The 24,473-nt window shown below is 62.2% G+C and carries 25 protein-coding genes and 4 pseudogenes; 9 read left to right on the top strand and 20 right to left on the bottom strand.

Annotation, left to right across the window (positions count from 1 at the left end):
- Positions 1-1,300: 1,300 nt before the first annotated feature.
- Both ACFOJ9_RS03585 and tnpB read left to right on the top strand, forming a co-directional pair.
- A complete protein-coding gene (locus ACFOJ9_RS03585; protein WP_378976990.1) occupies positions 1,301-1,612 on the top strand; it encodes a transposase in 312 nt (103 codons plus the stop codon).
- A gap of 178 nt (positions 1,613-1,790) precedes the next feature.
- Positions 1,791-1,997, top strand: coding sequence for an IS66 family insertion sequence element accessory protein TnpB (gene tnpB / locus ACFOJ9_RS03580; RefSeq protein ID WP_378976988.1), 207 nt, complete (start codon positions 1,791-1,793; stop codon positions 1,995-1,997).
- A gap of 6 nt (positions 1,998-2,003) precedes the next feature.
- Here the strand turns inward: tnpB and ACFOJ9_RS03575 are convergent, their stop codons facing one another.
- Positions 2,004-2,249: a hypothetical protein gene (locus ACFOJ9_RS03575; RefSeq protein ID WP_167392282.1), complete on the bottom strand. Its 246-nt coding sequence runs from the start codon at positions 2,247-2,249 to the stop codon at positions 2,004-2,006.
- A gap of 22 nt (positions 2,250-2,271) precedes the next feature.
- A pseudogene (locus tag ACFOJ9_RS38825) lies at positions 2,272-2,406 on the bottom strand (IS110 family transposase); the annotation flags it as partial.
- 167 nt (positions 2,407-2,573) lie between these two features.
- On the opposite strand from ACFOJ9_RS38825, the gene ACFOJ9_RS03570 reads away from it, so the two are divergent.
- The 4 genes from ACFOJ9_RS03570 (at position 2,574) to ACFOJ9_RS03555 (ending at position 6,452) form a co-directional block, all read left to right on the top strand.
- Positions 2,574-2,939, top strand: coding sequence for a hypothetical protein (locus ACFOJ9_RS03570; protein ID WP_378976986.1), 366 nt, complete (start codon positions 2,574-2,576; stop codon positions 2,937-2,939).
- Complete coding sequence (locus ACFOJ9_RS03565) at positions 2,939-3,433, top strand: hypothetical protein (protein WP_095090245.1); 495 nt, start codon at positions 2,939-2,941, stop codon at positions 3,431-3,433. Before ACFOJ9_RS03570 ends, ACFOJ9_RS03565 begins: the two co-directional genes overlap by 1 nt.
- Before the next feature lie 804 nt (positions 3,434-4,237).
- Positions 4,238-5,890 (top strand): anti-phage dCTP deaminase, encoded by a 1,653-nt coding sequence (locus ACFOJ9_RS03560; RefSeq protein ID WP_378976984.1) that lies wholly within the window; start codon positions 4,238-4,240, stop codon positions 5,888-5,890.
- Between the two features lies 1 nt (position 5,891).
- Complete coding sequence (locus ACFOJ9_RS03555) at positions 5,892-6,452, top strand: hypothetical protein (RefSeq protein ID WP_095090247.1); 561 nt, start codon at positions 5,892-5,894, stop codon at positions 6,450-6,452.
- A gap of 102 nt (positions 6,453-6,554) precedes the next feature.
- On the opposite strand, the gene ACFOJ9_RS03550 is transcribed toward ACFOJ9_RS03555, so the two are convergent.
- Together ACFOJ9_RS03550 and ACFOJ9_RS03545 are read right to left on the bottom strand one after the other, a co-directional pair.
- Positions 6,555-7,694 carry an ImmA/IrrE family metallo-endopeptidase gene (locus ACFOJ9_RS03550; RefSeq protein WP_095090248.1) on the bottom strand — a complete coding sequence of 380 codons (1,140 nt, stop codon included), beginning with the start codon at positions 7,692-7,694 and terminating at the stop codon, positions 6,555-6,557.
- An 8-nt stretch (positions 7,695-7,702) separates the two neighbouring features.
- Entirely contained in the window at positions 7,703-8,320 is a 618-nt protein-coding gene (locus tag ACFOJ9_RS03545) for a hypothetical protein (protein WP_143748884.1), read from the bottom strand.
- Positions 8,321-8,541: 221 nt separating this feature from the next.
- Here ACFOJ9_RS03545 and ACFOJ9_RS03540 point away from each other — a divergent pair, with 221 nt between their 5' ends.
- The 3 genes from ACFOJ9_RS03540 to ACFOJ9_RS03530 are packed head-to-tail and all read left to right on the top strand — an operon-like array spanning position 8,542 to position 9,450.
- The gene (locus ACFOJ9_RS03540) at positions 8,542-8,928 is read left to right on the top strand and encodes a hypothetical protein (RefSeq protein WP_095090518.1); all 387 of its coding nucleotides are present in this window, start codon (positions 8,542-8,544) and stop codon (positions 8,926-8,928) included.
- On the top strand, positions 8,925-9,254 hold the full coding sequence (locus ACFOJ9_RS03535) for an RES family NAD+ phosphorylase (RefSeq protein ID WP_378924226.1): 330 nt from the start codon (positions 8,925-8,927) through the stop codon (positions 9,252-9,254). The genes ACFOJ9_RS03540 and ACFOJ9_RS03535 overlap by 4 nt, the downstream gene beginning before the upstream one ends.
- Positions 9,255-9,288: 34 nt before the next feature.
- On the top strand, positions 9,289-9,450 hold the full coding sequence (locus ACFOJ9_RS03530) for an RES domain-containing protein (RefSeq protein WP_378924224.1): 162 nt from the start codon (positions 9,289-9,291) through the stop codon (positions 9,448-9,450).
- A gap of 41 nt (positions 9,451-9,491) precedes the next feature.
- On the opposite strand, the pseudogene scpB reads toward ACFOJ9_RS03530, so the two are convergent.
- From scpB to ACFOJ9_RS03450, 16 genes and pseudogenes are all read right to left on the bottom strand, one after another.
- Positions 9,492-10,197, bottom strand: a pseudogene (gene scpB, locus ACFOJ9_RS03525) (SMC-Scp complex subunit ScpB).
- Between the two features lie 2 nt (positions 10,198-10,199).
- Positions 10,200-11,155, bottom strand: a pseudogene (locus ACFOJ9_RS03520) (DUF1403 family protein).
- 348 nt (positions 11,156-11,503) lie between these two features.
- Positions 11,504-12,283, bottom strand: a complete 780-nt coding sequence (locus ACFOJ9_RS03515) for a hypothetical protein (RefSeq protein WP_378988329.1) — start codon at positions 12,281-12,283, stop codon at positions 11,504-11,506.
- A gap of 15 nt (positions 12,284-12,298) precedes the next feature.
- A pseudogene (locus ACFOJ9_RS03510) lies at positions 12,299-12,619 on the bottom strand (TniQ family protein); the annotation flags it as partial.
- Positions 12,620-12,681: 62 nt separating this feature from the next.
- Entirely contained in the window at positions 12,682-13,605 is a 924-nt protein-coding gene (locus tag ACFOJ9_RS03505; protein ID WP_378924733.1) for a TniB family NTP-binding protein, read from the bottom strand.
- Positions 13,602-15,185, bottom strand: coding sequence for a Mu transposase C-terminal domain-containing protein (locus ACFOJ9_RS03500; protein ID WP_378924731.1), 1,584 nt, complete (start codon positions 15,183-15,185; stop codon positions 13,602-13,604). Before ACFOJ9_RS03500 ends, ACFOJ9_RS03505 begins: the two co-directional genes overlap by 4 nt.
- Before the next feature lie 283 nt (positions 15,186-15,468).
- Complete coding sequence (gene rlxS, locus ACFOJ9_RS03495; protein ID WP_095090251.1) at positions 15,469-17,436, bottom strand: relaxase/mobilization nuclease RlxS; 1,968 nt, start codon at positions 17,434-17,436, stop codon at positions 15,469-15,471.
- A 197-nt stretch (positions 17,437-17,633) separates the two neighbouring features.
- A complete protein-coding gene (locus ACFOJ9_RS03490; protein WP_378924805.1) occupies positions 17,634-18,320 on the bottom strand; it encodes a lytic transglycosylase domain-containing protein in 687 nt (228 codons plus the stop codon).
- Entirely contained in the window at positions 18,308-18,853 is a 546-nt protein-coding gene (locus ACFOJ9_RS03485; protein ID WP_095090253.1) for a S26 family signal peptidase, read from the bottom strand. The genes ACFOJ9_RS03490 and ACFOJ9_RS03485 overlap by 13 nt, the downstream gene beginning before the upstream one ends.
- Complete coding sequence (locus tag ACFOJ9_RS03480; RefSeq protein ID WP_095090519.1) at positions 18,850-19,089, bottom strand: helix-turn-helix transcriptional regulator; 240 nt, start codon at positions 19,087-19,089, stop codon at positions 18,850-18,852. The genes ACFOJ9_RS03485 and ACFOJ9_RS03480 overlap by 4 nt, the downstream gene beginning before the upstream one ends.
- Positions 19,090-19,236: 147 nt before the next feature.
- On the bottom strand, positions 19,237-19,560 hold the full coding sequence (locus ACFOJ9_RS03475) for a DUF736 domain-containing protein (RefSeq protein WP_095090520.1): 324 nt from the start codon (positions 19,558-19,560) through the stop codon (positions 19,237-19,239).
- A gap of 537 nt (positions 19,561-20,097) precedes the next feature.
- Entirely contained in the window at positions 20,098-20,769 is a 672-nt protein-coding gene (locus ACFOJ9_RS03470; protein WP_378976982.1) for a hypothetical protein, read from the bottom strand.
- Positions 20,736-21,827 (bottom strand): ParB/RepB/Spo0J family partition protein, encoded by a 1,092-nt coding sequence (locus ACFOJ9_RS03465; RefSeq protein ID WP_378976980.1) that lies wholly within the window; start codon positions 21,825-21,827, stop codon positions 20,736-20,738. The genes ACFOJ9_RS03470 and ACFOJ9_RS03465 overlap by 34 nt, the downstream gene beginning before the upstream one ends.
- 78 nt (positions 21,828-21,905) lie before the next feature.
- Positions 21,906-22,322: a DUF2958 domain-containing protein gene (locus ACFOJ9_RS03460; protein WP_378976978.1), complete on the bottom strand. Its 417-nt coding sequence runs from the start codon at positions 22,320-22,322 to the stop codon at positions 21,906-21,908.
- A gap of 244 nt (positions 22,323-22,566) precedes the next feature.
- Entirely contained in the window at positions 22,567-23,517 is a 951-nt protein-coding gene (locus tag ACFOJ9_RS03455; protein ID WP_378924798.1) for an ArdC family protein, read from the bottom strand.
- 723 nt (positions 23,518-24,240) lie between these two features.
- Positions 24,241-24,456 carry a helix-turn-helix domain-containing protein gene (locus ACFOJ9_RS03450; RefSeq protein WP_095090521.1) on the bottom strand — a complete coding sequence of 72 codons (216 nt, stop codon included), beginning with the start codon at positions 24,454-24,456 and terminating at the stop codon, positions 24,241-24,243.
- Positions 24,457-24,473: the final 17 nt, after the last annotated feature.

The following is a 24,473-nucleotide window of genomic DNA, read 5'->3' as shown; positions in this document are numbered from 1 at the left end:
CAGCATGCTCACCCCACTCTGGACCCTGGGGTCGTCCGGACACAGCTCCCTAGCATAAGCCTTCAGCGATTCGTCACTAAGTCCATTAAGAGACAAATTGTAACGCTGCTGGAGCCTTCCAGACAATCTGCGGAGACTCGTGGAATTGTTAGATATAGACCCAGCCTCAAGCCTCCCGCGAGCCGCACCACCCGCATTATGGATTAACGCCGCATCTTCAGGAACGACATCATACCGCCTTCCCTGTCCCTGACGCGAGGTACCCGCTCCAGAGGCACCCTCTCCATAGGCACCCTCGCGGTACGCCCTAAGCATGCCCAACGCCGTAATGACCCGGGCTTCACCCGGAAACAGTTGCTTAGCATAATCCTTCAGCGACACGTCACTAAGTCCATTGAGAGACAAATTGTAACGCTGCTGTAGTGCTTCAGATAACTTGCGGAGACTCGAACCGTTCACGACTGCGGAGCGATACGCAATCTTCTGGCAAGCCGCATTACGCGCATTCCGGATGAGGGCCGCGTCATCAGGGGCGATGGCGTACCGCCTCCCATGATCGGGAGCGTCCTGCTGGCCCGCCTCTTCCAGGTGCTCCTCAAAGTCGCGCTGCGCGGCCTCCTCCGGCTGGCCCCCCTGTCCTGCCTGCTGCTGGGCCAGCATCGCGTAGTACGAGTTTTGCCAATCTGGTGAGAAGGGATTGAAGTTCTTCGGATCCATAATTCACCTCCGTGGTTTGAGAGATCCATCTAGCGAGGAACTATCCTGCCCGCATCCGCTGACGAGAAGCTGACGAGGCCCGCAGTTCAAAGACTGACAGCGCAGGCCTGCCGTTAGAAGCAGCGCTGAAAGGAAAAGGGCCAGGCGGTTTCAGGTGCATGGGGAAGGACTATTCACAAGATGTGCGAACGGGCCATTGCGTCCGCACTCGAAGGCGTCAGCGGAGCGTCGGCTAACGTGACATCCTCTCGGCTCTTACCGGTGCAAGAACAATGCAGGATCGATTTTTTTGTATTTGCTGACGCTGGCGCCGAACAGCTCAATGTACGAGTATGTGATGGCGTGCAAAATTTTGCTCCGATTTTTATCTGTTGCCACCGTCGGCACTGCTGCTTGCGCATTGGCTCGGCCTTCCAACTCCCACATCAGCCATCAATTCGAATTGAACGGTCGTCAGGTCTTCTGCTGCGCCACAATCGCACGCGTTCGAATGTCGGACCGACGGTACGCATACGCTAAAGGCCGCCTACTGACGCGTACCTTGTGGCGGTAGTGTCCGCTTAGATTAAGTGGACGCTTGGCAATGAAGTATCTGGCTATGGAACAGCCGTCGAGGGTGGAAGCGAGCACGCCGGCGGCTCTGCCGCTGCCGACGGATGCGGGCCGACAGCGGACGCGCCGCTCCTGGACGGTCGAGCAGAAGCTGGCGATCATGCGCGAGGTGCAGGAGTCCGGTGATCCGGTGGCGGTTGTCGCGCGGCGTCACGACATGAACGCGAACCACTTGCACATCTGGATGAAGCAAACCGGGAACGGAGATCGGGTGACCGATCCGAGACCCCACCAATCGCTTTCATTGAAATGGGTGTGGTCGGTCACAGCGTGCACGATGTAGAGCCGGAAGAGCCGGGTCCTGTGCGATCGCACTCCGAAGTGCCAGCTGCGAGCTGCCAAGCGGTGTCTACCGGTGGCCGGATGGAAATCGTCGGGGCCAACGGCCGGCGTGTGATCGTTGACCGCACTGTCGACGTCAGTGTCCTGCTGCGGATCTTGCAGGGCCTGGAAATGCTGCGATGATCCCGACAGAAGGCGTGCGTGTGTGGTTGGCGACAGGCTACACCGATATGAGATGTGGCTTTCCATCGCTGGCGCTCCGGGTGCAGGAGGTCCTCAAACATAATCCCCTTGGGGGGAACCTGTTTTGCTTCAGGGGGAAACGCGGAAATTTGTTGAAGGTCATATGGCATGACGGCCAAGGAGCATGCCTGTTAACAAACTAACTGGCTTCATACTACAGCCCTTTCCTTGAGATCGGAGCATTTTGAGGAGTTGAGTCGGCGGATAGCCTCTGCCCGATGGGCAAGCTGGTTCCATCGGCTGCACTGTTTGGCTGGGACGTGCGGTCCTGGCAGCTCATAGAGGCTGATATAGCCGTTGTAGGTATGTCTTTTCACGATGTCGTATTTCGCCCATCTGACCAGGGTACATTCGGTGATCCCGAGTTTTGCGCAGGCTTCTGCTTTTGTCAGCATTCCCCGCTCGCGCTCTCCGGCAGATAGCCCGCTTCACGAAAGGCGACAGCACCCGTGATACCGCCATGCAGTTGCCGGTCGCCTCGATCACCACCTCGTCCGTCGCCAAAAGGCTCTTGACGAAGCCTTCCAGCGCCGTCCGGGTCAAATCTACTTTTGTCTCCAGAGTATCCGAAACACTTGAAGGTCGCGGCTTGAGCGTAGGCCAGATCGGTGATCTCGCTACCAAGGCGCGCGATGCAGGCTTTCCTATCCTTAGCGATCACACATATGAAAGCGCGTTGTGGATCATCGCCGAAGGGATGCGGCAGGGAGGCCGAGGCGTTGCTTACGAGGTACGTCGTTCTGGCCGATCGTCCGGTACCGGACGCCTTGGGTTACCTCACAGCAGCTCTGGAGGTTTCATCCCGCGGGCTCAGTCGGAAACGACTTTCAGAATTGCAGACAATTGTCGCTGCCCATGCCACACGGTACGATCTGCTAATCATCACCGAGTTGGACCATGCCATTCCACTTGGCCCAGAGCGCGACACGAACGCGATCTTTCGCTTAGCCGCAGGCCAGCATGTAACGGCTGTGATCGATCAGGTCCGGCCTCAAGCCATTCGCATGACATCAAAAAATACGGACGAAGTCGTGGCCGGTGCCGTCGAACAGGCTCTTGGCCATTTCAGCAAAGGAGGTTCTTGATGTCTTTGTTGCAGGTTCGAACAACCATAAACAAGATTATCAATTCCGCCGCCAAAGGCGGCGATATCAGCACAAAAACTTTGATCGAAGCGCTGCGAAAAGATTATGCCGTGATCATTTCAGCCGCACAGTCAGAACTCGAAACCATCGCGTTGACCAAGATTGTAAACGAAGTTGCCCGCCGGCGTGTCCGAGAGGTGCCAGGTCAGAGCGAGCTTCTCGGTGGCTACTCCGGCATCTGGCAGACCATTGTCGTCAAAAGCCGCGGACCTGACGGCAAACTGCGATATGAACGTAAGGCAATAAACGTTGCTACGCCCGAAGAGGTTGAAGGCTGGCTGCAAGAACACACACAAACGCGCCGCAGTCAGCCAGAGAAATTTGCTGGTATGCGCCGTATGCTAGAGGATGCAAGGAACGTTGGTGGGGCCAACGGCGCCACCATCGGCAGCCTCCTGGCCGAGAAGCGCCGCCGAGAGCTGGCCGCGGAGTAGCTCACAACCTTAAGCTCTATGAGCCTCGCAGTAGCGTCAAGGCATTAGCGGTTCTAGGAACATCCAGCTGAGCTGTTTGGAGCCACCGGCCTTGCCGAAGCTGTGTTGGAAAATAGAATGTTGACTGTCGATAGTCACTTACGAGAGCGTGCCGTTCAACGACCGAATCGTGGAGATGCAGGTTTTCAGAATTGGTTCTGCCGATTTACGATTTTACGAGCATTGCGTGCCGTTCAACCCCGCGCATACGACGAGGCGCTCGGGATCGACACGCCGCGCATGTGGACTGCCGCTCGCAACCGTGGGCCACTAAACAACACGCGCCGCCTGACCTCCCCAAAATCCTCATGCTCCCCAAATGCAGAAATACCCAGAGCTATCCTCCCGTGGCTCGCGGGTTCGTTCTCCGGAGGCTTCGGGCCCCTATCGGCAGCGAAGCCCCCGACCGACCTTTATCGAGAGGTGTTTGGCTGAGGCAGCCGTTCTGCCGGCAGCCTCTTTCGCCATTGCGCAGGGAGCCTGCCAACCCGAGGCTTTGCGGCGCTCGTCGCTTCACGATTGTCGGCCTCCTCGGCTAACGTTGCGATCCCCATCCGAACGGTCTCTCAGGTTTCTTAGTTCCCATCCTTACAGTCCGCTAAATCATCCAGCTCTCTCCCCTAAATGCCGGGCTTCTGTAAGTAGTTCAACATCGGAGGTTCTTCTGGATTTCGTGATTATACCAATGCTATAGACGCTTGCACTTTGCGAGTTCTTCGATATAGAAAAAGAATAAGCCGAATGGGGATCGGGGGAGGCGCTAGCATGGCGAGATCGACGGTCGTCGGGAAGATTGAACAGAAGGCTGGTCAGAAGCCGGATAGCAAGACCGTTTTGGCTGGGAATCACTCGAAAGAGCTTTTCTTCGCCGTTGTCGGTCCGGTAGGGGCAGGTGCGTCGCAGGCGATCAAGGCACTGCAACGCGTTTGCAAGTCCGGCGGCTATGAAGTTCACCTGATCAAGGCAAGCGACTTGATCCGAACCTGGGCAAATGAGAACGGCCTGGCCTTCCCTGGTGTCGGCACCAAGACCTTGGAACTGGTTACCGAGTTGCAGAACCTCGGTGACTCGATGCGCGAGCATGACATGGCCGAAGTCGCCAAGGCGGCAATGCGCGAAATCGCACAGCGACGTGCCAATCGCACCGGTCAGACGTACGTCAAGGGCGAGAAGGTCATTCCCGACAGCGTCAAGCGCGTCTATCTTATCGATTCGATAAGGCACCCGGCCGAAATTCACCTGTTACGCAGAACTTATGGCAACGCATTCGGGCTGATCGGAGTCGTTTGCGAGGAGGGCGTGCGTCGCGCACGAATTCTCGAGAAATACTTCCGCGGGCCGGAGAAAGGGCTGCCCGAAACACAGAACGCCGTCGACCGTTTCATGGATCGTGACTCGGACGACTCCAGTCGCAAGCATGGCCAGCATGTGACCGAGGCGTTCTACGAGGCGGATTTCTTTATCGACAATACCCGTGACGACCCGAACGGCACCAAGAACCTGCTGGACACCGATTTGAGCAGGTTCGTTAGCATCATCTCGCATGATCGGGTGGAGCGGCCCACCATAGAGGAGACCGCGATGCACCATGCCCACTCCGCGCGCGTGCGCAGCGCCTGTCTATCCCGACAGGTGGGCGCGGCATTGGTCGACGCCGATGGAACTGTGGTTGCGACCGGAACGAACGAAGTGCCGGCGGCCGGAGGTGGCGTCTATGGTGAGCGCTTCGCGACGTCGAGTAGAGGCATTGACGATCATCGTTGCGCTTTCCGCGCCGAGGCGTACTGCAGCAGCAATCGCGAGCAAAACGACATCATCGACAACTTGATCGAGGTCATTCCGGAACTGAAGCAGGTTTCGGACAAGATCGTCCTGGCTGCGCGCATCCGGAAGACTCGGCTGGGGGGCCTCATAGAGTTCAGTCGTGCGGTCCATGCCGAAATGGATGCGCTGCTGTCGGCCGGGCGCGAAGGTGTCTCGACCGTCGGTACCCGCCTCTTCGTCACGACATATCCGTGCCACTATTGCGCCAGACACATCGTCAGTGCCGGCGTGTACGAAGTTCAGTTCATCGAGCCATACCCCAAGAGCCTGGCCAGAAAGCTGCATAGCGATTCCATCGAAGTGACCCCGTCCGAGTGGATACCGCCGGTCCCAAAGAGCATCGGTGCCGCGCGGGCACAGCTGCGTACCGCTTCGGACGTCGATAAGGACGACGTTAAGCTCAATGAGCCTAAGGTGCTTTTCAGACCGTTCGTAGGGGCAGCACCCCGGATGTACGTCCGTGCATTCGAGAAGACGTGGCAACTCAAGAATAAGACAAGCGGTGAATTTGAGATGCGGGCACCAGAATGGGGTAGCGAATGGACCACCTTGACGGTAGGCTATCCCGAACTCGAAGCAGCCTTGGCGAAATAGCGTGGCGAAACCGCAACTCACACTCGTCGAGAATACCGGAAGCTGGCATAGCCGCGTCGATGGTCGCGTTGTCGCGCAGACGCATGAGGTCGCCACCCGTGATACTGTGCAGAGCTCACCACGCGCTGATCAGCTCGATTTGTTCGACGCGCTTGCTCTTCCCGATTTGCGCGTTTTCGTCGTTGCCATGGATACCGTGCACGGCCGGACGCTTCAAAAGGCAGTGCTGTCTAGCAAACCCAGGTCGGTGATCGATCTGCGATACGCAGCCCGTTTTGACCAATACGGATCTGACAGGGATACGTTGTTTGCCTATTTCAAGTCGGTCGGTTCTTACTATGCCTTGGACTCAATGCCTTGGCATGACCTTTCGATCCGCGACTTCATGACTGAGGGCGGCGTTCAAGTCCCCAGAGTTCATCATGAGCTGGTCGAGCTGGACAGAGGGGCAGTGATGTTCTTCGTTCCAAAGCCTCAGCACGCCAGCATGCTGATTGCGTACCTGAACCGGACGCTCTCGGCCAAAGCCAAGACCAGTTGGCGGATCGAGCAGATCGGCTGATTTTAGAGGGAGCCGCCGGTTTCCGAGTCCGTATCTCGCCGTATCTTCTTGCCTCTTTCCCTACGGAATCTCATAACGTGAGGTCAAACGCGGAAACAGCACCTACAAAAGCCTATCTGTACCGAACGGTACAACATTGTCGGGTAACGTCGGCATGCGCTCCCCGGTAAGTCGCGCAAATAGCTCGGGGGCCATGCCAAGATTGGCAAGCAGGTGGTAAAGGACAATCGGGTCACGGTTGGAAATCCAGCTGATGGCCGCGCGCAGCAGCTCTGGCTCCTCGATCGCAACCCGTTCGTCGTAGCGCTCCGCCTTAGCTTGTCCGGTCTTTACCAGTTGGATGTTGGCGGTGCGATATTGCGCAGCGTCGATTAGGCCCAGATCAAACGCGCGCCGGGCGATGGCGCGTACCGAAACCTTCCAACGAAGCTTCATTGCAAACAGTGCATTCCAATCGAGAGTCCGCCGACTTCGAGGAAATTCACGCGCGAACGCGGCGCGCGGGATCAAAAAGGCCCCGGCGAACCGGTGCGCCTCCCCTTCAGTGACACTGTCGCCGGTCTGGATGCCTTGATGCATAATCAGGTGAGCGGCTTCGTGTGCGAGGTCGAAGCGCAAGCGGGCGCCGGCAACTTTCGCGGTTGAGCGAACGATGATAGGCCGGCGCCGAGCCATAGACAGCGCATCGATGCGGTCAGTGAGATCATCGAAGTGGACCACCACTGCACCAGCATTCTCCACAACACGCATCATACTGGTGATTGGACCATCAAGGCCCAGACCCCAGTGCTGTCGAGCATTCTCGGCAATGCGCTCTATCGCGTTGGGCGAAGCGGGGCGCGCCTCCTCTGGAAAGTCGACAATCGGCATGCGCACCTGGCCCTCGAGCGCGTCAACTAGTGCTTCCAAAGCTGTCCCCCGAGCCACAGCCTGCGCAGTCAGCGCTCGTGGGGCGCTCGCCAGCCGACGGAAGTGACAGTCTTCTTCACGGACGGGGTTCGTCGCCGGCGTTGCGAAGAACGCAGACGTCACCGCGAGCGCAGCTGCTAACGCGTCACGCATCTCTTCGGTTGGTTCCTTGGCGCCCGTTTCAAGCTGATGAACAAACTGACGGCTAGCGGTCACAAGCCCGCCTAACTCATCGAGCGACAGCCCTGCGAGCAGTCGCGCCAGTCGGAGCTTGTCGCCGTAAAAGAAACGTGCCCGATCCTCCCGGACTTGGCCCGGCGCACCTCCCTTCATTGTCACGCTTACACCCCGTCGGAAGAAGAGGCGATTTCGTCGCCACGCTCGTCCTGGTCGTCCCGGTGATCGCCGACAGACGGCGATGAAAGTTCAATACCCTCAGGTCGCTCTTCGTCCAGTAGCGCGATCAAAGGCTCTGCCTCAGCAAGGGGCAAGGGCCACACGACTTCGGGCTGGTCGTTGCGTAACGCGACGAAACTAGCTCCGAGGAGCGCGCCATCCATATCGGTCGTTACACCGATTCGAAACAGCATGCCGGCGGTCGGAATGCCTGGCTCCAGATCAAGCAGCAGTTGCTCGAAGGGAGTGGCAATCGAAATCTTTGCCGTAGGCTCTGCGGGATCTCCGCGCCAGAAGCGCATTGGAACACCGCCGATGCTGAACTGGAAATGCTTGCCGGGATCAATTACTCTTAGCCATTCGAAACCCAGTGTGCCGGCAGCCTTTGCGATCTGAAAGCAGCCGTAGTTGTAGGCGCAGACTCCCAAGGTCCAGTTGTCGTCTCCTATTGTGGGGTCAAAGCGATCGACCGCACTGCCACGGCCCAAGGCGAGCAGCTGTGCAACCTTGACAAGCCGTTCTACGGTCAGCTCGGGGTGATAGTCCCAAGGCAGCATCTTCACTCTCTCTTTCTCGAATCGGGCATTTCTTAGAGTCTGTCAACCATAAGGATCATTGTCAACCAATGCGCGCCGAAAGGCGGATGTATGGGTTGAACTACTGAAATGGAGCCGCTTTGCTGCTGCTTCGCTCCGAGAATGAGGATGGCGGTGACAGATCGCAGTTCGCTTGCTATGCGCTGAAATGTGCATATATTGTGCGTATGAGAGGCCGGAGATTTGTCATGACCCACGCACAGCTTGCACATTCCAGGGTGGTCTCAGGCTTCGTTGACAGCCTGCAGGAGCCACGCACACCCTATATCTCGCCAAAGCGCCTGTCGCAGGCGCTTGGCGTGAAGGTGGCCAACCTGGCACAACTGACCGGTGTCCACCGCAACACGCTGCGCAACCCAGCCTCGGAGCGCCTGCAGGGCAGGATGCGCGAGATGGTGAAGGTGATTTCCGCAGCCACCGAACTCACCGGCGACGTCGACAAGGCGATCTACTGGTATCGCAACGAACCGATCGCCGATTACGGCCACCGCACGGCTGCGGAGCTCGTTGCGGACGGCCGGGTCGAGGCCGTCCTGGCCTTCGTTCGTGATCTCGAAAACGGCGCGCGCGGGTGAAGATCACCCGGGTCGGGCCGGACGAGATATTCCATCGCTATCTGACACCCAAATGGGCTTTTTTGCCCATCAGCGGTGCAGGCGCGGCGATTGACGGCGGTCGTTTCAACCGGCCAGGCGTCGAAGCGCTCTATCTGTCCCGTTCGACCCAGACCGCTCTTGATGAATACAAGCAGGGTGCCGGCATCACCCCGCCGGCGACCCTTGCCGCTTACAAGATCACGCTCGCCGACGTCGCCGACCTTTCGCAGGGGTTCGACCCGAATGCGTGGGATAGTGCCTGGAAGGAATGGGATTTGTGCCTGGCGCCAGATCGCTCGCATTGACAGGAAGATACCTTCATCGTGGAAGCTTGCGGACATGGTCATCACCGCCGGGCTTCGCGGCATCCTGTTTCCGTCGCTGCGTCACGCCGGCGGCACCAATCTGGTGATCTTTCCGGCCAATCTTGTCGACGGCGATCATGTCGCGGTTCACGATCCCGATGACCGGCTCCCGCACGACCAGTCGTCCTGGTCCTGAGTCATCGACCGTCTCTGTGGTCGCAACGCGACAACGCGTGCTCACCACACCTGGTCCTCAACGACATCGTCCTCGCCCTCCCCGCTTGCCAGCCCGGCCGGAATATCGCCGGCCAGCATCTTTTCCTTCAACAGCAGGCCTGCATCCTCGGGCGCCTCGAAATCCGGCAGCTGGCGCAGCGTGTCGAGCCCGAACTGCGACAGGAAGTTCTTCGTCGTCACATAGGTATAAGGCGCGCCCGGCCGCGGACTGCGCGGCCCCGAGGCGATCAGCTGCTCAGCGCGCAGTACGCCGATCAGATCGCGTGACACCTCCTTGCCGAAAAAGCTCGACAGCTCACCACGCGTGATCGGCTGGAAATAGGCAATGCACATCAGCACCAGCGCCTCCGACTGCTACAGCTCTTTTGTCCCCTGCTCCGCGGGCGTGCCAAATGCACAGTGGATGGCGTCGCCAAATACTTTCTTGGTCCGGTGCTGCCAGCCGCCGGCGACCGCCACCAGCTCGTAAGGGCGGCCGGCGAGCTCGGCGCGGATGTCGTCGATGATCAGCTCGAGATTGCAGCTTCTTCCCACCACCCGCGCGAGGACACTACGTGTCACCGGTTCGCTGGCAGCAAAGATCACCGCTTCAACGCGACCCATCCACTCGCGCCAGCAGTTCTGGCGGCAGGTGCTCCAGCTCGGTGTCGACCAGCATTCGCTGGACATTTTTTTTCGCCCTTTCGTCGCTCGCTGTCTCGGCCATCGCTAAAGTCCAAACAGCCGGAAAGAGGAACGGCCAGACAGCTCGCGCACCGCCTCGAGCTGTCGCAGCCGCTCGAACAGGCGGCGCGCCGCAAAACGCGACAGGTTTTTGGTCGTCAGCGAGCCCGAAACGGCGTCTTCGTTGAGCAGCAGAAAAATCACATCACCGGCGCCCTTGGCGCGCAGTTTGGCCCGATCGCCAGAAGTTTTTCGGCGCGGCGCGACAGCTCGGCGGCCAGCTGGCAGGCCTCCGCCGCCGCCTGGGCAAGCGCCAGGCAGACCGCAGCCTCAAACCCCTCTTGTCCCGGCCGGATTCTTTTGTCGCGCGCCTCCGTCGACCGAAATGCCGGACCCAAAACCTGCGCCATCAGGAGCGGCAGCGGCCGCGGCCAGCGCAGGCTTTGCGCCAGCACCAGGTCGGCCAGCTACCAGGCCAAAAGCTCGGCATCGGGGCGCAGGGTAACGGTATGAGCGGCGATCGCCGCGGCCGCGAACGGCGCCGGCCGCCGCGACCGCGCCAATTCCTCGATTTGCACGCAAAGCGCGGCGAGCGCGGCGCCGTCCCAGGCGACCCCGAGCATTTCGACAATCTTGGCTAGCCGATCGGGGCTGGCTGCCGGCGGCCGCAGCGCCAGTTGCCGCCAGGCGCCAAGGACAGCGCCGGCGGGGCCGGGATCGGCGCCGGCCGGGCAAAGCTGCCAGGCATCGCGCAAGGCGGCTTCGTCCTCGGCGCGGCTGGCTAGCCGCATGCTGGCGGCGGCGCATTTGAGCGCCAGCCGCTGGCGCCAGGCACCGGACCAGGAAGGCTGCGCCCGGCAAAGCGTGTCGAGCGCGCCCAAGGCGGCTCCGGCCTGGAAGGCGGCGTCAGCGTTGCTCGGCGCGCCGCCCCGGGCGAGCGCCCAGGCCGGAACGGTCGGCTCTGGGGCGGGGCTGGCAGTCGTGGGATCGAGCCGAGTCATGGTTTTGCAGGGTAAAGCACCCGTGCGCTTTCCGCCATGATTTTCGCGCCAAAGCGCACAGCCTGTCGTCAGTAAATAACGAATGATAATCTTGCATTATCATTCGTTTTCCGATCTATATGAGAAATGGCCATTGTCGTTCGTTTTTCACCGGCGGACAGCCTCGTTTAGGCGTCAGATCGACGAGAATTCGCGTTCATTGAGCGGACCCGGTTTGCGCTCAAGCCCCGGACAGCCTCTCTCGTCGAGCAGAATGCCGAAATCGACGTCAATCGGGCTTCCGGACGAAATCTCGTGCGCGGCCGGATGAATCGGAATTCGTGAGACTATGCACCGCAGCACGCAATCTCAGCATTTCTGAATCGCCTGCTCGTCGCTCGGCAGTTTGGGCGACAACGCTGCCCCGGGTGACGCCGGCCAGTTCCTGGCAAGCGCAGCATCGATCAGGCGAGCGCGAACGCGCTCCCGTTTCCGCGGAGGTAGCTTTGCCGCGGCGATCCAGCACGGATCAGCCAGAATTTGACGTGCCAGCCCCTCATATTCGGCCGATGAGCGCTTCAGCGCCTGGCCGCTCGGCCGTCGGCTGGAGAAGCGGATCTGCCGTGGCGCGGCCCGCCGCACCAGGTGCGCGGCGGCAGGCGGCAGCGTATCGTCCACACGCGGATCGGCGCCGAAAATATCGTTGAGGGCAAGCAGCGTCAGGAGACGCCAGCGCACCGGCAACTGGCCGAGCGGAGTTTTGGCGCCGACGGCATGCCGGACGTCGTAGGGACAGCGCCAGCCCGCTTCGTTGAACCACAGCGCCAGCACGGGCCGCGCGGCGGCCGGATGGTCCAGCGGTGCCCAGAGGATCGCAAGCGCCTTCTCGAATTGCTCCTGCTCGGCATTTTCACCATTGACGCTTGCCGTGATCCGCTGCTGGACGGCATGCGCCGCCCTCACAAGGGCGTCGTGCGGCCGACCGCCCTCCCCTCCCCTATCGGCCAGAAGCAGACCGCAACAGCTGCAGGCGGGCTGTGCGCGTCCGTCGCGCAGGCGGAAAGCCACGGAAAGACGCCGGTGGCACGACACGCAGCGGTCCTGAAGCAGCTGGCCGTGATCCGGACAGATGCAGCGCTCGGCAAGCATCCAGCCGGCTCGCAGATAGGCATCGCGGCCGGCTGCTTGATCGGCAGCGAAGCAGGCGACACAGACCGGGGTGGATCGAGGCGGTGCCGATGGCGCCCACTCAGGTCCTGCGCTCACGTACCATGATCGAGAGCGGCGCGGATAGCGCTTGCTCAAGGCCAGGCGCTGCAGTCGCTCGGGGTCGACACCACAGGCCTGCGCCCACACCCTCGTCTGATCGAGCGCCGGCGCCCTGTCGTCGATCGCCAAGGGCGACGACAAGCAATTGTCATCAACGGCGAAATGCCCCGCCAGCTCTTCCGCTGTAAGGCCGTAGCGGCATGCAACCCGCGCCATCCAGGATGATAGCAATTCGTCGCGATAGGGCCGCGGCGCCACGGGCAGACGATCCGGCTCCATCACCCGCCCGCCGCTTGCGGCATCCGCCGGCGTGCCGATTGCGTCATCGATACTAGCGGAAGGACAAGATCATCGCCGAAACTCATCAAGTCGAGCCGTTCCTTCCCCGACCGGATCGCCTCCTCGGCTGCCGTCTCGATCAGCTGGAAAATCCGGAACGTGACGCCGCTGGTGAGCGTGTGGATCCTTTCACGAACCGCGTCCGTTTCGAGATCGGAAGGAGCGCGCAGCGGCAGGATGCCAGCGAGGCTTTTCAAGAGCCGCGCAAAGGCGTGATCGTTCTTCCAGGGTTTTAGATGAAACGCCTCGAAGCGCTCGGCGAGCTGCGCGTCGGTGAGCAATGCCTGGCGCGCCAGATCGGTGCCGGCGCACACCAGCGGCACTCTCAGGTCGTTCGCGAGAAACCGCAGCGCATTCAGGAAAATCCGTTGCTGCCGATAGGTCCCCGCCAGCATCCCGTTGACCTCGTCGAGCACGATCATCCTCGCGCCGACGGTGCGTAGCAGCGAGCGGCAGATGTCCTTCTCCCGGGCAAGCGTGCCGCCGACGAGCGCTGGAGCCTGCAGGCTGGCCAGCAGTTCCCGATAGAGGTCGCGCTCGACCGGCTCCGAGGGTACTTGGGCCACGACCACCGGCCTGTTGGTAACGCCCGTCGCCTGACACAATGTGGGCGGATGCGCCCGCTCGAATTTGCGCACGATCTTGGTCTTGCCCATGCCGGTGTTGCCGTAGATCAGCAGGCAAGGCATGCGGTCGCGTGGGGGATAGGCGAGCAACGCGTTCAGGCGCACAAGTGCGGCTTGCGCCTGGTCGAAGCCGATCCAGCGGTCGGCCTTGATCCAGGCAATGCGCGCTTCGTCGGGCAAAGCGGCATAGCGGCGGTAGTGGTCGTCGAGGTGCTCGAAAGTCCCCTCCCCTCTCACGACCATTCCTCGACGGGAAAGACGGGGACCTTGCTCCAATCGATCGGCCGCTCATCCTCGATTTGCGCAGGCTCGTCCGCAACCGGAGAGTTTGACGCGGCAGCGCCGAGCGCTCGGTCGCGCCTTTCCGCCAGCTGACGCGCTGCCTTGGTGCGGCTGGTCGCGTCCTCGACCAGTGCGCGCTGGGCCTCAATGGTTTCGAAGATCAGCTGCTCGTCGACCAGCGAAAGACCGCGTTCCCGCAGGGCGGTCCGGGCGCGGCGATGTTCGCCAAGCGTGATCGGCGCGCGCCGCAGATCGGCAAAGCGGATCGGCCAGCGCGTACCGTCCGGAGCGCGCACGAAAACCCTCGAAAGATCGCGTGGATCGTAGGACACGTGCAGCGGCCGATCGAGGCGCCCGGCCCAGATGCTCAGAACATCATCCCAATAGCGGAGACCGAACAGGTGAATGCCGTCTCGTCGCACCAGCCGGTCGACGCTGGGCAGGAAATCGATCATGAGGCCGGCAAGATCATGGGGCTGACGCAAAGGCCGAACGCGGCGGGCGACAGCTTCATGCCATGCCGCAAGCGGCGGAATCCCCAGCGTTCCATGGCGATCGGCGTGGTAGCGCGTGATTTCGAGCGCCAGCCATCGCGCCAGTTCATCCAGAGTCATCGTCGCATGGGCAGCGGAATCATAGCTGCCACGCTGGTCGATGTCGCTGAACGTCGTGCCCGGCAGAAGATGGACGGCGCCCATCATGGTGCCGATCAGCCGCTCGATATGGCCGCCATAGTGGGGAGTGACGATCGGACGATGGATGAGCTCGATGCCATATTCCTCAGCGCCCCGCTGCAGGGCGCGCGACCGGAATTCCTTGGCGTTATCGAGATGGATGGCATCAGGGAACCCGCAGGCCGGCCACTTCGCATCGATCCCCAGCCCGGCAAGCCACACCTCTTTCGGCTGCACGACATGCTGGATTGCGAGCGCGACCGAAACCGTCGACGGCGCCTCGAGCGTCAGGTAGAAGCCCGCGATCATGCGGCTTGCGATGTCAATGGCGAGCGTCAGCCACGGCCGCTGCAGTGGCCGGCGATATCGGCGATCGACGACAATGACATCGATCAGTGTGTGGTCGATCTGGACTACGTCGAACGCGCACTCGGCGGTATATTCTCCTGGAACTGGGTGGAAGCGATCGCGCGCTGCCTTCGAGCCTTCCCTTGCCTTAGTCAGTTCGGCTGGGTCCATGGCCTCGATCCGCGCCTTCAGCGCATGCCAGGACGGTGCGCGCACGCCACACGACCGGCAGAGCCCGCGGATCTCCCTGTGCAGTCGATTGATGCTCGGCTTCTGGCGCGTCTTGTAAAAGTCCCGGAGCGCTTCGGCGATTACCGCTTCGGTCTCATCCGGTAACCGGCGGCTGCCTTGTCTCGTGCCGCCCAGGCGCGGCAGCAGCGAACTGGTGACCGGATGCTCCCGATAAGCCCTGATCAGTTCGTAAAGCCGGGTTCGCTTGAGGCCGAGTTCACGGCAAGCCCGGAAGAAATCGGACCGGCGGGGGCAGTCGAGCGAAACCAGTCTGCGGATCACAGCCTCCCTTGCAACCGCCTCATTCCAGGCGGCATCATCAACCGTCTCCTTGTCGGGCCCATGAACCACAGCCGGCCTCGCTGAAAAAGTTCGTCCGCTCGAATGTTACGAAAAATACGCTGATTCGGCTAGAATCCGCCAATGAACTCCGAAGATGATTCGCGCCAGACCAATAACTTGCCGTCCGTTGACCAAACGCGAACGACACGCCACCAACGACTGGCGTACTCCTTCCGACAGGGCACCCATTCTGGCGCACAGGCAATGAATCCGTGCCGCCATGTCACGAAACGCTCGGCCCGCTCCTCTGCCGGCCGATGGTCCAGGAAATCCCCTCCCCGCGCACGATACCGGAAACCTCCTTGCCGAAGTATCGTTCGAGCACCGGCCGCCACGGTACGAGGGTGAATTCGCGCGATTTCTCCACGACGGCATATTTGCCGCTGGCTAACTCAACTGATCGGCGCAATGTGCCCTCTATCCGATCTCCTGCCCGGGCTTCGACATAGGGCAGACCGAGCTCGCCCGACAGTTGACCGGCAACACGGTTCAACTCTCGCTGACGCAAGACCGAAATCATGTTGGCGCGGTAGACGATACGCCCTTGCTCTTCGTCCGCGAGCGCTTGAGCGATCAGCCACTGCCGCCGGCGGGCCTGCGCCTCCCCGACCTCGTGGCCGAAGCCGGTATTGCGCAAGGGCTCCGGCGCATCCGAAACCAGCTCGCGGTCGAGCCAGGTGGCGCCGTCGAAGCTAACCTGTCGCGCCAACGGGATCGATGACAGCTTTTCAACGATCACAGGCTCGGCTCTGGCCCGCTGGCGCTCGTAATCCGCGACACGGTCCAGATGGTCCGGGGCGATGATCCAAGTGCCATCCGGCTCACGCTCCACGCCGCCGGTAGCACGCCGGATCGCCTCCAGTCGACGGACATGCGTTTCGGCGAAACGCTCGGTGGCCGATCTATCATGCTTGAGATGGATATCAATACTGTAGCGCCCGCCACTGGTCGCGGCGATATCGGCAACGGTGCGGTCGACCTGCCTAGGTTCGGTGTTCCTCGGCGTGACACGCACGATGTACCCGTCGGGCGTCGGTTCCGTCGCCTCGCCTTTGCCGATATCGATGTAATGGCTTTTGCCCTCCATCCCATCGAGGATCAAGTAGTGCCGGTCGTTGATTTCGTCGGCCAGGCCGCGAGCGACAACACGGCCGACCACAGGCTCGGTCTTCGGTTCCGCATCGTGGACGACATAGTCTGCGGCACTGCGGGCGAGCCCCTTTCCGGTCAGCTCGCGATGCATGGTCTTGATGATATCGCCGCGCTCGCCGATGCGGCGCAGCGTCACTTCAAGCTCATCGTCCAGGCGCCAACGGCCCGGAGGGGTCTCCTGCGCAAGTCCCATGCGCTCCAGTTTGCGCAGGCGGCCCTGGTGCAACGTTTGGCGAAACGCGTCGCGGCCGGCCGCCGAGACGAAACCGTCATCGTCGCGCATGCGCAGCAGCTGCCGGTCGATGCTGGTGAAGCGTTCCTGGTCCATTTCCTGGCGCAAGCGCTGCTCGATCTCGCGGTCGGTGCGGGGACCAAGATCGAGGCTGACCAGCTCGGCCGCCCGCTCGCGGATTCCGCTCGAAACATATTCCCGCGCGATGACGAGGTTTTCGTCGCGGTCATCCTTCCCGCGAACGATGATGTGGGTGTGCGGATGGCCGGTGTTGAAATGATCGACGGCGACCCAATCGAGCCTAGTGCCGAGGTCCTTTTCCATCTGCGCCATGAGCCGCCGCGTGAGCGGCTTCAGGTCGTCGTACTCGATGCCGTCTTCGGGCGCCACGATAAAGCGAAACTGATGGCGGTCTCCATCCGCGCGATCGAGGAACTCTTTTCCGTCAACGCGATCCTTGTCTGCGCCGTAGAGCTCGCCCGGCTCACCCTCGCGGGTGACACCGTCGCGCTGGATGTAACGCAGATGAGCACGCGCCCCGTCCTGCCCCTTGCCGGCTAGCCTGACGATGCGCGCCTTGACCATCACCCGGCGCTGGCGGAAGGCAGCGTATCGATCGCGCGATCTGAGTAATGCAGCAGCCGCCCCGCCTCGCCCTGCCCGGCTTCCGGTAAAGCGGCCGCCGCGCATGGGCTTGCCGCCTGCTCTGTTGATCGCCGCCCTGACCTGTCCAGCGTAGCCTTTGCCTGCCTTCGAGCCGTTAGACCGGATTTTGCCTAGCTTCGGCGTGAACTCATCGTCCTGCATGCCGGCCTCCAGCTAATCAAGAGTGAGATCAAGCGCTTATGCGCCCCAGCCTCCTGCGGTCGGTAGCAGCCTCTTGGAAAAACGATGTGCAGACAAAGACTTGACTGCCGCCTGGAGGCGGTACCTTTATCTTGCCTTCCGCCGACCCTGCTTCTGCCCCCGCCCAGCCGCCCTCACCGACCCGCAGCCGCCAGCCCTCACCGGCTGTCCGGCTTGCTTGTCCCAAGGTGATCCTTCCCGAGCGGCACCAGAATTTTGCCGTTCGATTTGCGCGCCAGCTCGCCGTTCCGCAGAAAAAACAGCGATCCTCCGGAGGGAGCTTCTGGTGCCTTTGCACGCGGTGATTTGCCCTTGAACTGATCCATGTCGGCGGCCGAAACCCCGGCCGCCGTTAGCCCTTTCAGATAAGCAACCGTCTCATTTGGAAGCGGTGTTCCGCGTTTCAAATGCGCCGCATAGCGTACCGGTCCAGCGTTGTAGGCGGCGAACAGGCCGGGGAAGCCGAAGCGGTCATACATGGCGCGCAGATAGGCGGTGCCGGCCAGGATATTGTCGTGCGGATCGTGCGGATCGGTGCCCAGACCGTGCGCGGCCCGCATGTCCTGATAGGTGCCAGGCATGACCTGCATGAGGCCCATGGCGCCGGCGCGCGAAGTGATGGGACGGCCATCGAGCCTGGTCTTGCCGTCGCTCTCGGCATCGACGACGGCGTAGATCCAGGTTTCAGGAATACGGAAGCGCCTGCTTGCTTCCGATACGAACTTCTGCCACTTTTGAAGCTGCGGACTATGGGAGATGGCGACCGGCTCAGCGCCGGTCGAGGCGGAACAGGCGCATGGCGCAAGGGCGATCATGCCCAGCATCAGGAGGGTCAGTCGGTCCATAGCGGCACCAGCCTCCCGATGACATTCGAGGCCGGGACCGGCCCGAAATAGCGGCTGTCGAAGGAGCGGGGCGTCTCGCCATTGAGCAGGAAGACCTCGTCATCGACGAGCTTTCGACACGCGTTCCACCATGGTAGCGCGCGGCCTTGAATGTCGGTTGCGAGGCGGCGCGCGACGATCGCGCCGCCGATGATTATGGCTTCGTTGAAGGTACAGACATGCTCGTGCGGCAGTGCAGCGATGCGCTTGACCAGCGGCACGTTGCGGGGCAGATAGCCGCGTTTTTCGGCGAGATCGGCGACCGCTTGCGCGGTCCGTACAAGCACCAGATCGCCGCGCGCCGGTGCTGCCGAAGCGACCAAATAAAGGCCTAGCGGCGCGCTGGCCGAGGCGTTCCAGACCAGCCAGGGCGATGGTTTTTCGAAGGCGGTGAAGCCGATGAGGCCGACGCCAATCGCAGCTATGGCGATTGCCTTACGGACCCGAATTCGCCGCAAACGGCTGCCGATCAGACGGATGGGGGGACGACTCATGACCGGCCTCCATGCTGAGCGTCGGAGTCCTGCTGGCGTCCTTTTGACCACTCATCGAGTTCGTCGATGTGGTAGCGGACATAGCGGCCGTGCTTGCGGAATTTCGGGCCACCGCCGGTGAGCCGCATCTTTTCCAGGGTGCGCTGGGACAGTCCGATATAGAAAGCAGCCTGCGCTGTATTGAGGAACGGGCTGCCCTTCTTGGCGCGGGCCGCGCGCTCGTTTTCGTCGTCCATGATCATCCTCGTTCGCGTGGGAGAAGCGAGGAGGATGATCGCGTGAGGGCGCTTCAGGGACGGGCGAAGAGTCGGACCATGGGTTTTCGCCGCCCCTTGAGAGGAGCCCCCGCGCCGGCTGGGGCGCGAGGGCCTGGGGCTTGCCGATCAGTCGACCGGGTTCCAGATGATGGCGTAGGTTTCGTCGTCATCCTGCCCGGCGGCGCGGCCGAGATTGGCGTAGAGCTTGCGCGGGCCGAACTCAGGGGCGGCGATTGACAGGCTCACATAGTCCTTGCCGGAGGTCTCGCCGGTGCGGATCCAGCCCGCGCCGACCTCGACGCCCTGCGTCAGCACCCGGAAGTCGGGATGGTTTTCGGCACCCTTGGCCTGGTTGGGCACGATGTCGATGTCGGCGCGGACGCTGAGCGTCTTGAGCTGGCCCTTGTAGCCGCCGTTGTCCTGCTTGGTGACGTAGCCGATCGCGGTCATGTTAGTCTCCTTTTGCTGTTCGCCGGGGACCATTCCCCTGCGATGGCGGACCGTGATGGGCGCGTCAGGAACGCCTGAACCCTTCAGGGCCGCAGCGACAGCGAAGGACCCGAGCGGACGGCTTTTTTTGAAGCGAAGCGGCGCGAGGAAGCCGCCGCAGGCGGCGGGGAAAAAAGCTGGCGGCGAGGGTTTCGGGCGGGCCGGATCGCCCATAGGTCGACAAGCCAGCCGCAGGGAAATGGTCCCTGAAGACACATGGAGACAGGTCGCGCTGACCGCGCTGCATGCAACAAGCAGACGACGGCAAGGTGGGGCCGTGGACGCTCGGAGGCCGTGCCGACGACAGCTGGGGCCGATCAGCGCTGGCGCTCTGCCAGCCATGCGGGTGTGGTGATCATTGGCCGATGGCGAGGAGTTTGGCGGTCGGATCTTACTGCGGTTGCGAACCGCCAGGGACGGCTGAATGCCGAGATCCACCCGACCGGAACGTCGCGTGGGCGGCGGTAAAGGGAGGTGCCGCCGCCCGAGCGAGAGGGGTCATTCGGAGCCGAACAACGCGCGGACTTTCGCCCACTGATCGGCGGTGCGGAAGCCGCCGCGACCGGTATAGGTTTCGGCAGGGACTTTCATCCGGCGCGGCAGCCATTGGTCGACCTTGTGGCGGCCGTTCTCGCCGCAAAGGAAGTCGCGGATGATCTTCTTTTGCGTCTTGACCTTCTCCGAAACATTGCCGTCCGCGACGTGCTTGCCGGCTATATCGGCCAGCATGGCGTTGGCGATTTCCCTGTCGCGAATGAGGTCGAAGAAGGCCTCGTCCGGCTGCCAGCAGGCGCCGATATCGACATTCAGATGGTTGCCGAGCGCCTCGACCACAACACTTCCTGCCTGCAAAGTCTCGCCCATGACGATGGTGAGCGCGCGCATCACGTCTTCGTCGGGAAGCGCCAGGAGGCGGGCAAAGACGCTCGCCGTGGCATGATCGTCGCTTTTTCCCCCGGCGACGGTTCTGTTCTCATCGGCCATGTTCAGCAGGGCCAGGACCGCGCGGCGTTTTTCGGCGAAGGCGGCTTCGGCCTTGCCGTTCGCGAGGCTCGCGGCCACCGCCTCGTTGGCGGCGCGTTGCGGTCCGGGCCGCACGTGCCAGAGACCCGAACCGGTGATGGCATGGGCCACCATCAGGCGCAGTGCTGTGCCCGCATGATCGAGCATGGCGGCGCGCACGGCGCGTGGCGATGCAGATCGACATAGTTCTGCATTGGGCCAGAAAGCTCGGGGCGTGACGGCTTGGCGGGCGTGTCTGCTTCCTCACCGGCATCGGCTTTCCCGCGAGCGCGGCGGGCTTCTTTGTGCGACAGCCAGCCTTCGTGACACTCGACTTCGCCGCGATGCGAGACGGTGATGACGACCTTGCCGCCTTTTTTCTTCGGCGTCTTTTCGTGGTCCCATGAGTGGAAATACTGGCCGGGTTCCAGCACCACCACTTCGGCCCAGCCGGCTTCCAGATAGGCGTCGCGTCTGGCGGCAATTATCGCGTTCTGCTTTTCCCAGAACAGATCGGCATCGGCGAAATAGCTATCCTCGCCGAACAGGTCGCACACCATCAGACCGGGGTAATCCTCGATTGGAAAGAGCGCCACCTTGGTGGAAATCGACTGGCCGCCGAACAGCCACTGCTTCAGCTGGAAGCCGCGCGGCGGGTATTGCTCGGGATCGGCAAGAAGCGCCAGCCGGTCCTGTTGCTGCGCCTTCGAGGCCATGGTGAGATGGCGCGCGGTCTCGGCGTCGATTTCGTCGCGCCTATAGGCCTCGCGGAGTTTCGGCAGCAGGTCGCCAAGCGCCAGGATGCGTTTCACGGCAAGCTCGGTGATGCCGAAGGTGGCGGCGATGTCTGGAACGGTGCGGCCCTGCTTGATCAGCCGCGAAAACGTCTCCCACTGCGATACTTCATCCGGGTCGAGGCGGGCGATGTTTTCGATCAGCGAGGCTTCGAGCGCATCGGCGTCGTCGCCGTCTTCCATGATGGCGCAGGGCAACGGTTCGGCTTCGCCACGCTCGTCGGCAATGGATTTCGCCGCGAAGTAACGCCGGCGTCCGGCGACGATTTCGAACATGTCGGGCGCGCCGTTGGGCCGCATCAGAAGCGGCACGAGAACGCCGCGCGCGCGAACCGAGGGCAGAATGCCGGACACGTCCGGGGCGCGTCTGGCATGGCGCATGTTGACGGCGGAAATGTTGAGCCGGTCGATTGCGATGTGGGCAAGCTGCATGGTTTTTCTCCTTTTCTTCGGTTGGATTTGTCCCCGCCGCAAACGCCGGAGGCAGCGCGGCGGGGACGGATTTTGCGCCTAGCGGCGCTCTCTCGCCGCGTCGGGCGAAAGCTCAAAATGGCGCTTCGAGAGTACGCTTGCTGCCTGTCGAAGAAGCTGTTCGGCCTCGGTGATATGGCCGGCGAGGCGCGCGGCCTGCGCATAGACCGAGAGCGGGAAGCGGCCCTCGAAATGGAGGTCGCGCTCGATGCCGAGGCCAAGCGGACCTTTGACGGTTTGAAGCTCGGCAAGGCTGACGCTGCCGAGTTCGGGGTACCCGAACCCGAGGTCGCAAAGGCCGAACAGCGTGTCGCCGTCGGGGTCGAGTTCGGTCAACAGCCAGGTCGCCGCGCCTGCCGGATCAAACAGCTTCACGACCGGCTGATGGTCGGTTTCAACTTGCGCCGCGCCGTTGGCGAGAAGCCGGGCGCAAAGGTCGTCGGTGATCAGGATCATGGCAAAAACTCCTTTTTCAGAACAGGTCGAGTTGATTGCGGGCATTCGGCGGGAGAAAGGTTCGCTGGACCTTTCCCTGATCCGCCTCACCAGAGGCCGATATCGAGCGGCTTTTGCGCGGCACGCGGCCGCCTCCATGAGGCGGTCGAGCCAGTCGCGCGGTGATCGGGCGGACACCGGGGACGAGCGTTTGCTCGTCTTGCGGCGTCGTCTCGCTCTGGAGGGGATGGGAAGCGCACGGCGCTCATGCCGCGATCCCCTCCTGCGGCGGCTCGGCTTCATCGTGGTGGAAAGCGAGCAGCAAATCGGCGGCTTTCGAGGCGCGGCTGGCAGCGCTGAAGATGGCGCGATTGTCCTCGCGCAGCACCTTCAGCCATGAGCCGATATAGTCGGCGTGGCGCACGGTCGGCTCGATGCCGAGACTGCTGCAGACAAAGGCTGCGGCGATTTCGGCGACCAGTTCCTCGCGAGCATAGACCTTGGAGCCGAACGAGCCGGAGAGATCGCGGGCAAGGCGCGAGGGGTGGCCGGTCCAGTGGCCAAGCTCGTGAAAGCAGGTCCTGTAATAGTCGATCTGCTTGAAAAATGCCGGCTGCGGCGGGACCTGAATGCAGTCGCTACCGGGCATGTAGAAGGCGCGTTCGCCGCCGATGCGCAAATCGGCGCCGCTGGAGCGGATGAGCGCTTCGGCCTGCGGGATGATTTCGCGTTCGGGTAGCGGCTCGGCGGCGGCGCGAACATGCTCGGGCAGGCCGTCGCACTGAGCGACATTGAAGACGGTGAAGCGCTTGAGATAGGCAATTGCCCGCGGCTCCTCGCCATCGTCGCTGGCGCGTTCTTTTTCGTCTTTGGGAACAAAGCGGTCGGCATGCACGATGGTCGTGCCGCGCTCGCCCTTGCGGACATTGCCGCCAAGGATCAGCGCCTGCCGGAAGGTCAGCCAGTTCTGGCAGGGATAGCCGCGCTCGATGACGGCGCCCCACAGGATCAGGATGTTGATGCCGGAATAGCAGCGCCCGGTGGCGGCGTTCTTGGGCAGGCCGAGCCCGGCATTGGCCCTGCCCCAAGGCTTGACCCATGGCACGGTGCCGCGTTCCAGCTCGGCGACAATGCGGTCGGTGATCTCCTGATAAAGGCTGGCGCCCGGGCGCCCGCCTGCCCTTGCGTTGGCGCAACGCTTACTGTTTGAACGCATCGTTTTATCCTCCGCTCTTCAATCGCACGCCTTTCCCCGGAAGCGGGGTGGGCGGCGAAACGCGACCGGAAAGGCCCGCCGTCGGAGGCGAACCGCATCCGAAGGACCGGAACGAAGTGGAGGACCCGGAGCGACAGCGAAGGGTTGCGGATTGCCGCGGCGGGCCTAGAAGGGAGTGCCGCCCACCCCGCGCCGCCGGGAAAGGCAGCTAACCCAAGACCGCGCCGGCCAAAGGACGGCGACCATCGGCAGCCGCAAGGCTGCTTTTGCGCCAGGGGGCGAAGCCGGATGGCCGAGACCGCCTGAGCCTGCCGAAGAAAAGCGGGCTCGGTTCACGAGCACCCGGTGCGCGCCAAAGGCGCGCTGGCGCCCAGGTTTGGGAGATCATGTCGCGAAGCTCAAAGCCTATTTCTTCGACGGGCCTGATCAAATCGCAGGGATCAAAGCGATAGCCAATCGCCCCAGCACATTCACGCTGGCACGTTCGATCTCGTCCACGTAGCGCATGATCAAGCTCAGCGCGCGCCGCCAGTTCCTGTTGCGTCAGGTGCTGCTCGTGACCGCGAGGGAAAAATGGACGGCCGAGACCGCCTGGGGCCGGCAAAGCAGATCGGGCTCGGTCCGCGAGAACCCTTGCGCGCCAGGCTCGGAACGATTTGCAACAGGATCATCGGGAAGCAGATCCTGTAGTGCCGGACCCGCCCGACCCCTCGTTGAACAACTCTATTCCGATCGAGGATCCAGCAAGGCTGCCGGATCAACCTCAAGCACCTTGGCGAGCTTCTGGACCATATCGATACTGGCACCGTAAACGCCGCGTTCCTGGGCGCTGATGTAGGTGCGGTCGACGCCGGCCTCATGCGCCAGCGCCTCCTGGGACAGTTTCTTTTTGTGTCGGTGCCGGCGAAGATTGCGGGCAAAGACCTTTCGAATCTCAATGCATGAGAGGCCAGCTT

Origin of the sequence: Mesorhizobium cantuariense, assembly GCF_042647205.1 — a bacterium.
Lineage (GTDB): Bacteria > Pseudomonadota > Alphaproteobacteria > Rhizobiales > Rhizobiaceae > Mesorhizobium > Mesorhizobium cantuariense.
This window is presented reverse-complemented; position numbering and strand designations above follow the sequence as displayed.

Coding starts and splice junctions, on each gene's coding strand:
- ACFOJ9_RS03585 (WP_378976990.1), top strand. CDS start 1,301: ATGAAGTATCTGGCTATGGAACAGCCGTCGAGGGTGGAAGCGAGCACG.
- tnpB (WP_378976988.1), top strand. CDS start 1,791: ATGATCCCGACAGAAGGCGTGCGTGTGTGGTTGGCGACAGGCTACACC.
- ACFOJ9_RS03575 (WP_167392282.1), bottom strand. CDS start 2,249: ATGCTGACAAAAGCAGAAGCCTGCGCAAAACTCGGGATCACCGAATGT.
- ACFOJ9_RS03565 (WP_095090245.1), top strand. CDS start 2,939: ATGTCTTTGTTGCAGGTTCGAACAACCATAAACAAGATTATCAATTCC.
- ACFOJ9_RS03560 (WP_378976984.1), top strand. CDS start 4,238: ATGGCGAGATCGACGGTCGTCGGGAAGATTGAACAGAAGGCTGGTCAG.
- ACFOJ9_RS03550 (WP_095090248.1), bottom strand. CDS start 7,694: ATGAAGGGAGGTGCGCCGGGCCAAGTCCGGGAGGATCGGGCACGTTTC.
- ACFOJ9_RS03540 (WP_095090518.1), top strand. CDS start 8,542: ATGACCCACGCACAGCTTGCACATTCCAGGGTGGTCTCAGGCTTCGTT.
- ACFOJ9_RS03530 (WP_378924224.1), top strand. CDS start 9,289: ATGGTCATCACCGCCGGGCTTCGCGGCATCCTGTTTCCGTCGCTGCGT.
- ACFOJ9_RS03515 (WP_378988329.1), bottom strand. CDS start 12,283: ATGCTTGCCGAGCGCTGCATCTGTCCGGATCACGGCCAGCTGCTTCAG.
- rlxS (WP_095090251.1), bottom strand. CDS start 17,436: ATGCAGGACGATGAGTTCACGCCGAAGCTAGGCAAAATCCGGTCTAAC.
- ACFOJ9_RS03490 (WP_378924805.1), bottom strand. CDS start 18,320: ATGGACCGACTGACCCTCCTGATGCTGGGCATGATCGCCCTTGCGCCA.
- ACFOJ9_RS03485 (WP_095090253.1), bottom strand. CDS start 18,853: ATGAGTCGTCCCCCCATCCGTCTGATCGGCAGCCGTTTGCGGCGAATT.
- ACFOJ9_RS03480 (WP_095090519.1), bottom strand. CDS start 19,089: ATGGACGACGAAAACGAGCGCGCGGCCCGCGCCAAGAAGGGCAGCCCG.
- ACFOJ9_RS03475 (WP_095090520.1), bottom strand. CDS start 19,560: ATGACCGCGATCGGCTACGTCACCAAGCAGGACAACGGCGGCTACAAG.
- ACFOJ9_RS03470 (WP_378976982.1), bottom strand. CDS start 20,769: ATGCTCGATCATGCGGGCACAGCACTGCGCCTGATGGTGGCCCATGCC.
- ACFOJ9_RS03465 (WP_378976980.1), bottom strand. CDS start 21,827: ATGCAGCTTGCCCACATCGCAATCGACCGGCTCAACATTTCCGCCGTC.
- ACFOJ9_RS03460 (WP_378976978.1), bottom strand. CDS start 22,322: ATGATCCTGATCACCGACGACCTTTGCGCCCGGCTTCTCGCCAACGGC.
- ACFOJ9_RS03455 (WP_378924798.1), bottom strand. CDS start 23,517: ATGCGTTCAAACAGTAAGCGTTGCGCCAACGCAAGGGCAGGCGGGCGC.